We start from the raw sequence: 12,905 nt of genomic DNA on the forward strand, positions 1-12,905 counted from the left end.
GAGGTGTTCTTCTGTGTTGGACTGGTCAGATGGAAAAATGTCAGAAATCTTTTTCTTTATTTCCCTCGGCTGTACGCTGCTTGCGATGGTGTCCAGCCCGCTGGAATGGGACAGCTGGTCAATCGCGGCGGCTTCCGTCGCTGTTGTCACCGCGCTGGGCGGCATTTATCTGGCCTTCCATGCGTGGGAAGAACCGCTTCCGGAAGACGTGCCGGACAAGCCTGACAGTTCTCCCCAACCGTAAAAACAACCGATAAAAATAATGCTGCCGGTCCCGCGGGTAATTCCACAGGGACCGGCAGCATTTTCTATTTTATTAGAATGTTACAGCAGACTGCACACCAAATCGCCCATCTCACTGCAGGAAAGGACCGGCAGGCCCTTACCGGCAATGTCACAGGTACGGCCCTTTGTCAGTGCATTGGACACAGCCGCCTCAATGGCGTCCGCCGCCTGCGGCTGGTCCAGTGAATAGCGCAGCATCATAGCGGCCGATAAAACGGTCGCCAGCGGGTTTGCCTTGCCAGTGCCCGCAATGTCCGGTGCGGAACCGTGAATCGGCTCGTACAGGCCGCATTTCGTGTCGTTCAGGCTGGCAGAGGCCAGCATGCCGATGGAACCGGAAATCATGCTCGCTTCGTCCGAAAGAATGTCACCAAACATATTAGAGGTAACAATCACGTCAAACTGGCGCGGGTTGCGCACCAGCTGCATGACGCAGTTGTCCACATACATATAGGAAACTTCCACTTCCGGATACTCTTTGCTCAGCCGCTGTACCGTGGCTCTCCACAGGCGGGAAGACTCCAGCACATTAGCCTTATCGACACTGCACATCTTTTTCCGGCGCTTCATGGCCATTTGGAAGCCTACCCGCACAATGCGCTCAATCTCCGGTACGCTGTACTTTTCAGTATCATAAGCGGCCTCTTGGCCGTTTTCTATACAGCGGCCACGTTCACCGAAATAGATGCCGCCTATCAGTTCACGAACGATAAGGACATCGAGATTGTCACCGATAATCTCGTCCTTCAGCGGCGATGCACTTTTCAGTTCTGGAAAAATGACCGCCGGCCGCAGATTTGCAAACAGTCCCAGCGCCGACCGAATGCCCAGAAGCCCTTTTTCCGGGCGATTGCTGCCGGGCTGGCCGTCCCACTTCGGGCCGCCCACAGCGCCCAGCAGCGTGCTGTCCGCTGCCTTGCAGATGTCCACTGTTTTCTGCGGCAGCGGCACACCGTCGGCATCAATCGCCGCACCACCCAGCAGCGCCTGCTGAAACTGGACCGCAAAGCCAAACTTCTGTCCGGCCTTGGTCAGTACCTTCATGGCCTGCTCTACAATTTCCGGACCGATACCGTCACCCTTCAGCACGGCAATCTGATATGTCTGCATATTCATAACCTCCCAAATAGAAAATATAGAATAAAATACTGTTTAGGTTACTGGTTTGCTTTCGCTCTGCGGCTGCGGTTGATGGCACAAATAATTCCCTTAATGGAGGCAAGGCTGATGTTGCTGTCAATGCCCACACCAAACGCGTCCTTCCCCTGTGCGTCCTTCAGGTGAATGTAGGAAACAGCCTTACTGTCCGAGCCGCGGGAAATAGCGTGTTCCTGATAGGTGACAAAGCTGTAGTCCCGAATGCTGACTTGTGCCAGCGCACGGAAGAAGGCGTCTACTGGGCCGTTGCCCACGGCACTGACAGGGTGGTCTGTATGGTGGAAACGCAGGTTGCCGGAAAAACTGACGGCACCGGAACCCTCTGCGTTCTCCTCGTCTTCGTTTTCTTCGGCCAGCTTATAGGCTTTCAAATTGTACGGTGATTTCACTTCCAGATACTCTTTGCTGAACAGACCGTAAACTTCCTCAGGCAGCAGCTCTCGGCCCGCCTCGTCGCAGGCCTGTTTAACCACCGCGCCGAACTCCGCCTGCATCGCCTTTGGCAGCTGGAACCCGAAGGATTGCTGCATAACAAAGGCTGCACCGCCCTTGCCGGACTGGCTGTTAATGCGGATAACCGGCTCATATGCACGGCCGATGTCCGCCGGGTCGATGGGCAGATAAGGCACTTCCCAATAAGGCTTATCGTGCGCTTTCATTGCATCTACGCCCTTTTTGATGGCATCCTGATGAGAACCAGAGAATGCGGTAAATACCAAATCACCCGCATAAGGCTGACGCGGTGGAACCTTCATGCTGGTGCAGTGTTCATACACTTCCCGTACATGGCGGATATCGGAAAAGTCGAGCTGCGGGTCCACCCCCTGCGAGTACATATTGAGGGCCAGCGTGACAATATCCACATTGCCGGTGCGTTCTCCATTGCCGAATAGGGTGCCTTCCACACGCTCGGCGCCGGCCAGCAGCGCCAATTCCGTGGCAGCCACGCCGGTGCCGCGGTCGTTGTGCGGGTGCAAACTGATAATGGCGCTGTCGCGGTGCTTCATGTTGCGGATACAATACTCAATCTGGTCCGCATAGGTGTTCGGCGTACACATCTCCACTGTATCCGGCAGGTTGATAATGACTTTCTTTTCCGGCGCCGCACCCAATGTTTCCAGTACTTCATCACAGATGCGCACGGAATTTTCCACTTCGGTGCCGCTGAAGCTTTCCGGCGAATATTCGTATCGGATGTTCATGTTGGTTTCGGAAACTTCCTTTTCGGTCAGTTTCCGGATTAGCTTTGCCGCATCAACAGCAATGTCAATTACACCGTCCATATCTGTACGGAATACAATTTTGCGCTGTAAAGTAGATGTGGAATTATAGAAATGGACAATGACGTTTTTGGCGCCGTGAATCGCATCAAAGGTTTTGCGAATCAGATGTTCACGCGCCTGAACCAGCACCTGAATGGTCACATCGTCCGGAATCAGGTCACGCTCAATCAGCGTACGGCAAATTTCATATTCGGTTTCGGAAGCGGACGGAAAGCCGATTTCAATTTCCTTGAAACCAACGTCTACCAGCATCTGGAAAAAATTCAGCTTTTCTTCCAGATTCATGGGGTCCACCAGTGCCTGATTACCATCACGCAGGTCTACGCTGCACCAGACGGGCGCCTTGGTGATAGTGTTCTGCGGCCATTTCCGGTCCGGCAGAGGAATCTGCCGGAAGGGGATATATTTTTTATAGGCGTTGTTCATGTTCTATCAGCTCTCCTTTTCTGCGTTTGTATCGTTGGCCTGTGGGCAGGGAACAAAAAGTCCCAGACACGGAAATACACCGTGTCTGGGACGAAAGTTACGCCGTGGTACCACCCAGCTTCAGCCTTAAAGAGGCCCTCTGCGGCCTCGTCCAAAATGGAGAAGGCCCCGGCAGATAACGCTGCCGCAGCGTCCGCCCCTACTTTGAAAGAAGTTCGGGGATGGCGGCTCAGGGATGAGCTATACGCACACGCATCTGTACCGGCTTACACCGCCCGCCGGCTCTCTGCAGCAGCCTGCCTGTGCCTTATTCCCGTCATTGCCTTGTCAATGATTGATTTTTGTCTATTATAGCGCAAGAAAAAGCCGCGTGTCAAGCCTGATTTTTGTCGTTTGTAGGTTCTTTATCCGTTTTTTCCTCACCGTACAGGTGGTCTGCCGCCGCACGGGCCGCATCCAGCACCAGGTGCGCGGTTTGCTCGTCCTGTGTCGGCTTGCCTTCCATCGGAATTGTCTGGTATGCTTCCACGACCATGGAACGCATCCACAGCCCAGGTGTAATCCGCAGGGAATACCCACAGCCCGGCTGTGTCAGCCAGTCATAAAATTTGGCCCGCGGCAGCGCGTATGCTGCCATAATGGACATAATCGAACCGCCGTGCAAAATAGCCACTGCCGTGTGGGTATCCGTACGCAGCATACCATCCACTAGGTCCTCAAATGCAGCGCAGGTACGCTGCATAAACCAGCCGCCGTTTTCGCCGCCGGGCGGTGTAACCGCCTTTCCACCCTCCATCCACTCTACAAACGAGGGATCCTCTGCCGCCAGTTCCTTGGCGGTTTTATTTTCCCACGCACCAAAATCCGTTTCCCGAAAGTCTGTAATAACCTGTGGGGTAAGGTCCGGATACAGCAGGCCCGCTGTCTGCAGGCAGCGCTGCATGGGGCTGGAATAGCAGACCTCCGCCTCGGGGTATGGGTGGTGCTTTCTTAGTTCCTTCAGCTGCCTTTCCCCCTCCTCACACAGGGGTAGGTCGGTGCTGCCGATATAGCGTCCCTCCAGGTTTCCGGCTGTCAGGCCGTGCCGAATCAGGTGAATGAGATATGATTGCATGATATAGCTCCTTTTTTGCAAAAAACATGACATCTAGCAGTTTACATCCAGTTAATTTTAGTTTATACTTTACATTACGTTATTTTACAAATTTCCGTATGAATGGACTGGGAGGGACAGATTTTGAACAGCTATTTTCCGCGCCTGATTACGCTGCTGCGCAAGGAACGCGGACTCAGCCAGAAATCTGTTGCAAACAGTCTTGGCGTTTCACAGGCACTGCTCTCTCATTACGAAAAAGGCATCCGTGAGTGCGGACTGGACTTCGTTGTAAAAATTGCGGATTTTTACGGTGTTTCCTGTGACTACCTGCTTGGCCGCACACCGCACCCGGCCGGTTTTGCCGCCGAGGTACCGGTATCAACACAGGCGGACGGCACGTCGGAGGAAACCGTGCAGGCACCGGCGGAACAAACCATTGTGGAACGGTCCATCGCCACGCTGTACGCCATTGCACACAGTTGCAGCAGCAGTGACCTGACCGATGAGGTTTCTGTCTATCTGTTCGCGGCTGTTTATCGGGTATTTCGTATTCTTTATGCGGCAAACAACAAAAACCCACAGGGAATGTTCGCCATTTCCGAACACCTTGCCGACGGCCGCGCAGCCGCCAGCGGAGAAGTGGCACTTTCCAATATCCGCTGCCTGCTTTCCGGTGAAGATGTAGACGGCCTTGTACGGGTGCTAAAAACAGCAGTGCCCTCCCTCAGCCCGGAAAAGCTTTCGGAACTGTACCCGGCGCTGTCCTCCGCCCTATTTACCCTCATTCAGCGTGCTGAGATTCGTATGGGTCCTGCTGGCGGGGCAGGCGGCGCAAAAAAACAGGTGTAAAGGAAACGTATCCCTTTCGCATATAGGGCAGGTCATATTCTGTCTGTGGGGAGTTCGCCTGCTGCAGCATGGTGTGACACAGGTTTTCATACAGTTTGCTGTGGTAATACACATCATAATCTCCCTGCACCCATGTATGGATTGTGTAATCAATAAATATCACACCCTGTTCCATGAGGGTGCACAGCGCTTCACTGCGGGCGGCAACCAGCTCATCGGAATCCGCCGGGGCCGTCATATAAATATAATTCCGTTCGATTTTCCAGTGTTTGGGGTCATCCTCCCGGTGCAGTTCAAACCGCACCACCGGAAAACGGCGGTGTTCCAGCATACTGCAGAGGATTTCCTTTTGTTCCGGTGTAAATTTCATGGTGAAAAGCCTCTTTTCTTCTTATCCGTTTAGTATAAACGAATTCTAAAGAACTTGCAACCAAACAAAAAACAGGACAGCTGCGGCGGCGCCCCAAAGCGCCGTGCAGCTGCCCTGTTTTATTTGTAGAAAAGGAGGAATTATTCTTTCATCATATTGCGGTACAGACGGATGTACTCATTGGCGGACTTGCCCCAGCTCATATCGCAGTTCATAGCACGTTGCACCAGAACCTTCCAACCATCCTGGTCGCTGTAACCGCTCAATGCGCGGTGAACGGCATTATCCATATCGCCGCTGTCATAGTCGTGGAACGTGAAGCCGTTGCCCTTTCCGTCACCGCTGTCCTGAATAGAATCCTTCAGGCCGCCGGTTTCCCGCACAATCGGAATAGTGCCATAGCGCAGCGCAATCATCTGTGACAGGCCGCACGGCTCGCTTTTACTTGGCATCAGGAACATATCTGCACCGGCATAAATCTTGTGGGACAGCTCCGGTACGAAGCCATGGCAAGCACATACCCTTCCGGGATATTTCTTCTGCATCTGCTGGAAGAATTGCTCATATTCCCACTCGCCGCTGCCAAGAATGATAAACTGCATATTTGTATTCTGCAGCAAATGGTCCAAATCCTCTTTCACAAGGTCCAGTCCCTTATGCGCAACCAAACGGGTAACCATGCCTATCAGCGGTGTATTCGGTTCCTGTGCAAGGCCGAGGCGTTCCTGCAGGGCACGCTTGTTTTCCGCCTTGCCGGAAATGTCATCTTCCGAGTAATGGCTGTAAATATCCGGGTCCGTCGCCGGGTTATAGACAACTGTGTCAATGCCGTTGAGGATACCGGAAAGCTTCCACTGCCGCTGTTTCAGGATGCCGTCCAAGCCATAGGAATACCACGGGTCCAAAATCTCCTGTGCATAGGTAGGGCTGACAGTTGTAACACGGTTGGCCGTTTCAATGGCGCCTTTCAGCATATTCACACATTTGTCGTATTCCAGAATCGGGAAATCGCTTTCCGGTACGCCCAGTACATCCTGCACCAGTTCCCTGCCGTACTTGCCCTGATACTGAATATTATGAATAGTAATGGCTGTTTTAATGCCGCGGTACCAGTCGTTGTTTGCATAGAACAGGCTGTAGTACACCGGCACCATGGCGGTTTGCCAATCGTTGCAGTGAATCACGTCCGGCTTAAAATCGATGTACGGCAGCATTTCCAGTGCGGCACGGGACAGGAACGCAAACCGCTCCGCATCATCGTAATGACCGTACAGGCCCTTGCGCTTGAAGTAATATTGGTTATCAATCAGGTAGTAAATGACACCCCCGGAGCGGGCCTCAAAGACGCCGCAGTACTGCCGCCGCCATGCAACTGGTACAGACAGGCTGGTGACAAATTTCATATCATCGCGCAGCTCCTGCGGAATATCTTCATACAGCGGCATAACCACGCGGCAGCCAATCAGCCGCTGACGCAGTGCCTGCGGCAGAGAGCCTGCCACATCCGCCAAGCCACCGGTTGCGGCAAACGGGCGTGCTTCACTGGTGCAATATAAAATCTTCATCTTGAGAATCATCCCTTTCTAAGTTATGTCTGCTGGCCTCCAGCTCTGCCCCGCGGTCAGACAATGCTGCCCTTGTTGATGAACACCGGATAGGACTGAAATCCCATCATAGAACGCTCATTTTTAATGACAACGTCTTTATCTGTAATCACATAGTCCAGCCGGCAATTCTGTCCAATCTGGCTGTCCTGCATAATGACGCAGTTGCTGACTTTGGAATTTTTACCGATATGTACACCACGGAACAGCACACAATTTTCGATATCGCCCTCTATTTCGCAGCCGTCCGCAACCAGGCTGTTGGAAACATGGCTGTCAAGGCCATAGCGGGCCGGCGGGTCGTCACGTACTTTGGTGTAAATGGGACGCTCCGGCGTGAACAGCTCACCGCGCACTTTTGGCTGCATCAATGCCATATTGCTTTCAAAATAGTCATTCATGGAGCAAATTGAGCGGAAAAATCCGGGGAATTCATAGCCATTAAAGTGATAATTTGGGATATTCCGCTGGATAAGGTCGCGCTCAAAATCGTACTGGTTGCGGCTGACACAGTCCGAAACCAGCTTCAGCAGCAGTTTTTTGCTGATAATCATCATGGGCAGACCATAGTTGCAGGCACCGTCGATATTTGGTTTTACCAGCGCGTCCCGTACACGACCGTCGGGGTCAATCTCATAGCTGACAGTGTCCGCATACTTTTCCGGAATACGGCCGAAACGGTAGGCAACCGTCACATCGGCGCCGGTCTGGATGTGGGACTCCAGCATTTTCTTGCAATCGATATTGCAGACATAATTGCTGTCCGAAAGGAACACATAGTCCTCATTGGAGTGCTGGAAAAAGCGATTCACAGACGCCAACGACTCAATACGCGTGTTGTATTCCGAGTTGCCGTTGGAAAACGGCGGCAGAATAAACAGTCCCTCCCGCTTACGGGAAAGGTCCCATGGTTTGCCGGAGCCTAAATGGTCCATTAGGGACTGATAGTTGTTTTTAGTAATCACACCGACCTTGTTAATGCCGGCGTTCACCATATTGGAAAGGACAAAGTCAATCAAACGGTATCGCCCACCGAAGGGCACGCTGGCCATGGTGCGCGTTTCGGTCAGCTCCCGAATCTTCTCGTCATAAATATTGGAGAAAATAATGCCAAGTACTTTATTTGCACTCATTTCTTCTGCGCCTCCTCTGCCAGTGTTTCCGCATCTACCATTGCTTTCGGCGGTACCACCGCACCCGGCTGGATGACACAATCGCTGCCAACCACAGCAACGCCCCATTCGTCTTTATTTTTCATATCTTCCGGACGCTGTCCAACCATGGCGCCTTTGCCGATAACTGAGTTTTCCGCTACAATAGCGTACTGCACCACGGCACCCTCCTCCACGCGCGTACCAGGCATGATAATAGAATCACGCACCACCGCGCCCGGTGCAATGTAAACACCGGAGAACAGAACGGCAAAATCAATTTCGCCGTACACATTTGCGCCCTCTGCCACCAGCGAGTTCTGCACCTTAGCTTCTTTGGAAATATAGTGCGGCGGCATGACTGGGTTGCGGGAATAAATCTTCCAGGAATCATCGGAAAGGTCCAGCGGCACATTGGGGTCCAAAAGGTCCATGTTGGACTCCCACAGGCTTTCAATCGTACCGACATCCTTCCAGTAACCCTCAAAGTGATAGGCAAACATCCGCTCGCCGGCCTTCAGCATTGCTGGCAGAACATCATGCCCAAAATCGTTGCTGCTCTTCGGGTTTGCCTCGTCCTGCTCCAGATACTTTTTCAACTTTTTCCATGTAAAGACATAAATGCCCATACTGGCCTTATTGCTCTTGGGGTGTTTCGGCTTCTCGTCGAACTCATAAATAGATTCATCTTCATTGGTATTTAAAATACCAAAGCGGGGCGCTTCATCCATAGGCACCTCAATTTCGGCGATGGTGCAGTCCGCGTTTTTCTCCCGATGGTAGGCCAGCATCTTGGAGTAGTCCATTTTATAAATATGGTCACCGGAAAGGATAACCACATATTCCGGACTGTAGCGCTCAATATACGGGATATTCTGATAAATGGCGTTTGCGGTGCCCTTGTACCAGTCCGATTTACGGCTGCGCTGATACGGCGGCAGCACCCGCACACCGGCCGTCATGCTGTCCAAGTCCCACGGCTGTCCGGAACCGATGTATTCGTTCAGCTCCAACGGCTGATACTGTGTTAAAACGCCAACCGTTTCAATGCCGGAATTCACACAGTTAGAAAGCGGAAAGTCTATGATACGGTATTTCCCCCCGAAGGGAACTGCCGGTTTTGCAAGTTTTTTGGTCAGCACGCCAAGCCGACTGCCCTGGCCGCCCGCCAGAATCATAGCCACAACATCTTGTTTTGGCAACATGGTTATTCCTCCTTAAACAATACACTGATTTTCAGCAAGCTGCTGCAGTCCGCGGAGGCTGTCAGCCTCTTTCTTTCGGGTCTTCTTCAGCCCGCACTTTCTATTTTACGGCTCCGGTAGTTTTTGGGCCCACCGGTGCTTTTACTGACTGTTTTACGGCTCCGGCGTTTTTTCCCGCACGGTTTCAGCGGACGGGTTCTTCTTTGCCGGAAGCCCTCTTCCTTTCTTTCGTTTTAGGTAAATAGTAGAAAGCGGCGGCAAGTGCAGTTCAATGGACTGCTCCATGCCATGTATAGGATATGTTTTATCACTGACAATATGGCTTCCATTCTCTATGCCGCTGCCGCCGAAGCGGCTCCAGTCCGTGGAAAAAACTTCCTCATAAACACCGTCATACGGTGCACCAATGCGGTAGGAAGTACGCTCCACCGGCACAAAATTGCAGACAATGATAATCTCGTCCTTCTTTTTGTCAAAACGGCGGAAGGCAATGACACTTTGGTCACAGTCATCGTTGCTAATCCACGAGAAACCGGACCAATCGAAGTCTACCTGCCACAGCGGGGCATTCTTCAGGTAAAAATGATTCAGTTCCTGGAAGAAACGGTGCTGCGCCTCATGCTGCGGGTACTGCAACAGCAGCCAATCCAATTCCTGCTTATAGTTCCACTCAATAAACTGTCCCAGTTCTGTACCCATAAACAGCAGCTTTTTGCCGGGATGCGCCATCATGTACCCCATAAAAGCACGGACACCCGCAAACTTCTGCGTAGCTGTACCAGGCATTTTGTTCATCAGGGAACACTTGCCGTGCACCACCTCATCGTGGGAAATCGGCAGGACGAAATTTTCCGCAAAAGAATAGAAAAATGAAAATGTGATGTCTTTCTGGTTATATTTTCGCCCCAGCGGGTCCAGCGACATATAGTGCATCATGTCGTTCATCCAGCCCATATTCCACTTATAGTTAAAGCCAAGCCCACCCATGTAAGTAGGTTTGCTCACCATTGGCCAGCTGGTGGACTCCTCTGCAATCATCATCACGGTGGGAAAACGGGCAAAGACCGCTTCGTTCAGTTTCTGCAGGAAGGCAATCGCCTCCAAATTCTCGCGGCCGCCGTCCTTATTGGGTATCCACTGGCCGGGCTGGCGGCTGTAGTCGAGGTACAGCATAGAAGCTACCGCGTCCACCCGAATGCCGTCAATGTGGTACTTTTCCAACCAGAAAATGGCACTGGAAATGAGAAAACTAATCACTTCCGGGCGGCCGTAATCAAAGACCAGGGTGCCCCAGTCCATGTGCTCCCCTTTGCGCGGGTCCGCATATTCATAACAGGGCGTCCCGTCAAACTTGGCCAGCCCGCACTCATCCTTTGGAAAATGGGCCGGCACCCAATCCATAATCACGCCGATGCCCGCCTTATGGCAAACATCTATAAAATGCATGAACTGTTTCGGCGTACCATAGCGGGAGGTCGGCGCGAAGTAGCCGATTACCTGATACCCCCATGAGCCATCAAATGGATACTCAGTGACGGGCATAATTTCAATATGGGTGTACCCCATTTCTTTTACATAAGGAACCAGTTCCTCCGCCAGCTTGTCATAATTGAAGACATTGCCGTCCGGATAACGCCGCCAGGAACCCAAATGCACCTCATAAATATTAACCGGATTCTCATAGTGCGGTTCCTGTTCTTTGTGGTGCTGCCAGCTGGTGTCGTGCCATTGATAGCCCTCTATGTCGTAATAGCGGCTGGCCGTACCGGGACGCGTGTCAAAGAAATAGGCATAAGGGTCACTTTTGTGCACTTGATGCCTGTCCGCGCAGGTCACACAGTACTGGTATCGCCCATACTCTTCCAGACCAAACGGCACGCTAGCTTCCCACACGCCTGTACCAATTTTCTCCATGGGCGTTTTGGTTTCGTCCCAGCTGTTAAAGTCGCCAATAACGGAAACGCTTTGCGCATTTGGTGCCCATACACGAAAAGTTGTCTGTACCCGGCCCTCGTCCTCCATACAGTGGACTCCTAGGTACCGGAACGCTTCCACGTTTGTACCCTGATGGAACAGATAGAGCGGCAGGTTGTCGTTCTGCGAATCGCTTTTTTGCATATCAAACAGCTCCTCTGTAAATGGGAATTTATCCGGTTTTTATATTGTAATCATATCACAAAGCGGCAAAATTTCAAGACTTTTTTGAAAATATTGCAGAAAATGTCCGAACTATACCCATGTTTTTTGTTCATTATGTTATAAAACATCTTATGTATCCGCCGCAGGAAACCCATACCCTTTTTAGTATAAACGCACTGGGCTAAAAAAGCCGTCGGCTTCGCACACACTGACAAAGGCATATGAAAAAAGCGCCCTCCCCGGCGGGCCGGAGAAGGCGCTTGCCTGCACTTTGCAATGCAGAGCAGAGAGCCACAGGCAAAAATTACTTGTGGTCTACTTCATTCATGTGCTGGATAAGCATAAGGACCTTGTTGCTGTAGCCCCATTCGTTGTCGTACCATGCAATCAGCTTAACAAAATGATCGTTCAGCATGATGCCGGCATTCGCATCGAAAATGGAGGTGTGCGGGTCTCCCAGAATATCAGAGGAAACAATCGGGTCCTCTGTGTAAGCCAGGATACCCTTCATCGGGCCCTCTGCAGCTGCCTTAACAGTCTTGCAGATATCCTCGTAAGTGGTAGGAGTCTTCAGGCTGCAGGTCAGGTCAACCACGGAACCGTCCAGTGTAGGTACACGCATGGACATGCCGGTCAGTTTGCCCTTGACTTCCGGAATAACCAGAGCGCAGGCCTTTGCAGCACCGGTGGAAGAAGGAATGATGTTGCCGGAAGCCGCACGGCCGCCGCGCCAGTCTTTCTTAGAAGGACCATCAACGGTCTTCTGGGTAGCAGTGGTGGAATGCACGGTGGTCATCAGGCCTTCAACAATGCCAAACTTGTCGTTGATAACCTTTGTCAGCGGAGCCAGGCAGTTGGTGGTGCAGGAAGCGTTGGAAACAACGTTCATGTCAGAGGTATAGGTGTCGAGGTTAACACCGCAGACGAAAGTCGGGGTCTCTTTATCCTTTGCAGGAGCGGAGATAACAACTTTCTTTGCGCCAGCTTTCAAATGAGCGGAAGCCTTTTCGGTAGTTGCAAAAACACCGGTGGATTCAACAACGTACTCTGCGCCGATCTTGCCCCACGGAATATCCGCCGGGTCCTTTTCAGCGAAGACGGCAACTTTTCTGCCGTTGACGACCAGAGCATTCTCCGTAAAGGAAATGTCACCGTTGAAACGGCCGTGCATGGTATCATACTTTACGTTGTATACCATGTAATCCGGTGCCATAAATGGGTCATTGATGCCTACGACCTCGAACACGTCCGGCTGTGCAACCGCTGCGCGGAAGACAAGACGGCCAATCCGTCCAAAGCCATTAATACCGATTTTAATCATTGGACTGTACCTCCTGAT

General features: G+C 51.9%; 11 protein-coding genes. 2 read left to right on the forward strand and 9 right to left on the reverse strand.

Annotated elements, in window-relative coordinates:
• Nucleotides 1-13 precede the first annotated feature (13 nt).
• Nucleotides 14-244: a hypothetical protein gene (locus ACIHKT_RS08500; RefSeq protein ID WP_086036566.1), complete on the forward strand. Its 231-nt coding sequence runs from the start codon at nt 14-16 to the stop codon at nt 242-244.
• An 80-nt stretch (nt 245-324) separates the two neighbouring features.
• On the opposite strand, the gene leuB is transcribed toward ACIHKT_RS08500, so the two are convergent.
• From leuB to ACIHKT_RS08515, 3 genes are all read right to left on the reverse strand, one after another.
• Nucleotides 325-1,395: a 3-isopropylmalate dehydrogenase gene (gene leuB / locus ACIHKT_RS08505; RefSeq protein WP_404352313.1), complete on the reverse strand. Its 1,071-nt coding sequence runs from the start codon at nt 1,393-1,395 to the stop codon at nt 325-327.
• A gap of 47 nt (nt 1,396-1,442) precedes the next feature.
• On the reverse strand, nt 1,443-3,152 hold the full coding sequence (gene leuA / locus ACIHKT_RS08510) for a 2-isopropylmalate synthase (protein WP_404352314.1): 1,710 nt from the start codon (nt 3,150-3,152) through the stop codon (nt 1,443-1,445).
• 373 nt (nt 3,153-3,525) lie between these two features.
• Nucleotides 3,526-4,266 (reverse strand): histidine phosphatase family protein, encoded by a 741-nt coding sequence (locus tag ACIHKT_RS08515; protein WP_086036569.1) that lies wholly within the window; start codon nt 4,264-4,266, stop codon nt 3,526-3,528.
• 123 nt (nt 4,267-4,389) lie between these two features.
• On the opposite strand from ACIHKT_RS08515, the gene ACIHKT_RS08520 reads away from it, so the two are divergent.
• Nucleotides 4,390-5,097 (forward strand): helix-turn-helix domain-containing protein, encoded by a 708-nt coding sequence (locus ACIHKT_RS08520; protein ID WP_086036570.1) that lies wholly within the window; start codon nt 4,390-4,392, stop codon nt 5,095-5,097.
• Here ACIHKT_RS08520 and ACIHKT_RS08525 read toward each other — a convergent pair.
• From ACIHKT_RS08525 to gap, 6 genes are all read right to left on the reverse strand, one after another.
• Nucleotides 5,030-5,467: a hypothetical protein gene (locus ACIHKT_RS08525; RefSeq protein ID WP_086036571.1), complete on the reverse strand. Its 438-nt coding sequence runs from the start codon at nt 5,465-5,467 to the stop codon at nt 5,030-5,032. The genes ACIHKT_RS08520 and ACIHKT_RS08525 overlap by 68 nt on opposite strands.
• A 140-nt stretch (nt 5,468-5,607) precedes the next feature.
• Nucleotides 5,608-7,032: a glycogen synthase GlgA gene (gene glgA, locus ACIHKT_RS08530; RefSeq protein ID WP_086036901.1), complete on the reverse strand. Its 1,425-nt coding sequence runs from the start codon at nt 7,030-7,032 to the stop codon at nt 5,608-5,610.
• A gap of 56 nt (nt 7,033-7,088) precedes the next feature.
• Entirely contained in the window at nt 7,089-8,204 is a 1,116-nt protein-coding gene (glgD, locus tag ACIHKT_RS08535; protein WP_404352317.1) for a glucose-1-phosphate adenylyltransferase subunit GlgD, read from the reverse strand.
• Entirely contained in the window at nt 8,201-9,427 is a 1,227-nt protein-coding gene (locus tag ACIHKT_RS08540; protein WP_086036573.1) for a glucose-1-phosphate adenylyltransferase, read from the reverse strand. The genes glgD and ACIHKT_RS08540 overlap by 4 nt, the downstream gene beginning before the upstream one ends.
• 153 nt (nt 9,428-9,580) lie before the next feature.
• Nucleotides 9,581-11,545, reverse strand: coding sequence for a 1,4-alpha-glucan branching protein GlgB (gene glgB, locus ACIHKT_RS08545; protein WP_174403038.1), 1,965 nt, complete (start codon nt 11,543-11,545; stop codon nt 9,581-9,583).
• Nucleotides 11,546-11,870: 325 nt separating this feature from the next.
• On the reverse strand, nt 11,871-12,887 hold the full coding sequence (gene gap, locus ACIHKT_RS08550; RefSeq protein WP_086036576.1) for a type I glyceraldehyde-3-phosphate dehydrogenase: 1,017 nt from the start codon (nt 12,885-12,887) through the stop codon (nt 11,871-11,873).
• Between the last annotated feature and the right edge of the window lie 18 nt (nt 12,888-12,905).

The organism is Caproicibacterium sp. XB2 (assembly GCF_044880635.1).
Taxonomy (GTDB): Bacteria; Bacillota; Clostridia; order Oscillospirales; family Acutalibacteraceae; genus Caproicibacterium; species Caproicibacterium lactatifermentans.

What these genes read in the sequence shown, in the direction of transcription:
- ACIHKT_RS08515 (WP_086036569.1), bottom strand. Translation starts at nt 4,266, where the DNA reads ATGCAATCATATCTCATTCACCTGATTCGGCACGGCCTGACAGCCGGA.
- glgA (WP_086036901.1), bottom strand. Translation starts at nt 7,032, where the DNA reads ATGAAGATTTTATATTGCACCAGTGAAGCACGCCCGTTTGCCGCAACC.
- gap (WP_086036576.1), bottom strand. Translation starts at nt 12,887, where the DNA reads ATGATTAAAATCGGTATTAATGGCTTTGGACGGATTGGCCGTCTTGTC.
- leuA (WP_404352314.1), bottom strand. Translation starts at nt 3,152, where the DNA reads ATGAACAACGCCTATAAAAAATATATCCCCTTCCGGCAGATTCCTCTG.
- ACIHKT_RS08525 (WP_086036571.1), bottom strand. Translation starts at nt 5,467, where the DNA reads ATGAAATTTACACCGGAACAAAAGGAAATCCTCTGCAGTATGCTGGAA.
- ACIHKT_RS08540 (WP_086036573.1), bottom strand. Translation starts at nt 9,427, where the DNA reads ATGTTGCCAAAACAAGATGTTGTGGCTATGATTCTGGCGGGCGGCCAG.
- leuB (WP_404352313.1), bottom strand. Translation starts at nt 1,395, where the DNA reads ATGCAGACATATCAGATTGCCGTGCTGAAGGGTGACGGTATCGGTCCG.
- glgB (WP_174403038.1), bottom strand. Translation starts at nt 11,545, where the DNA reads ATGCAAAAAAGCGATTCGCAGAACGACAACCTGCCGCTCTATCTGTTC.
- glgD (WP_404352317.1), bottom strand. Translation starts at nt 8,204, where the DNA reads ATGAGTGCAAATAAAGTACTTGGCATTATTTTCTCCAATATTTATGAC.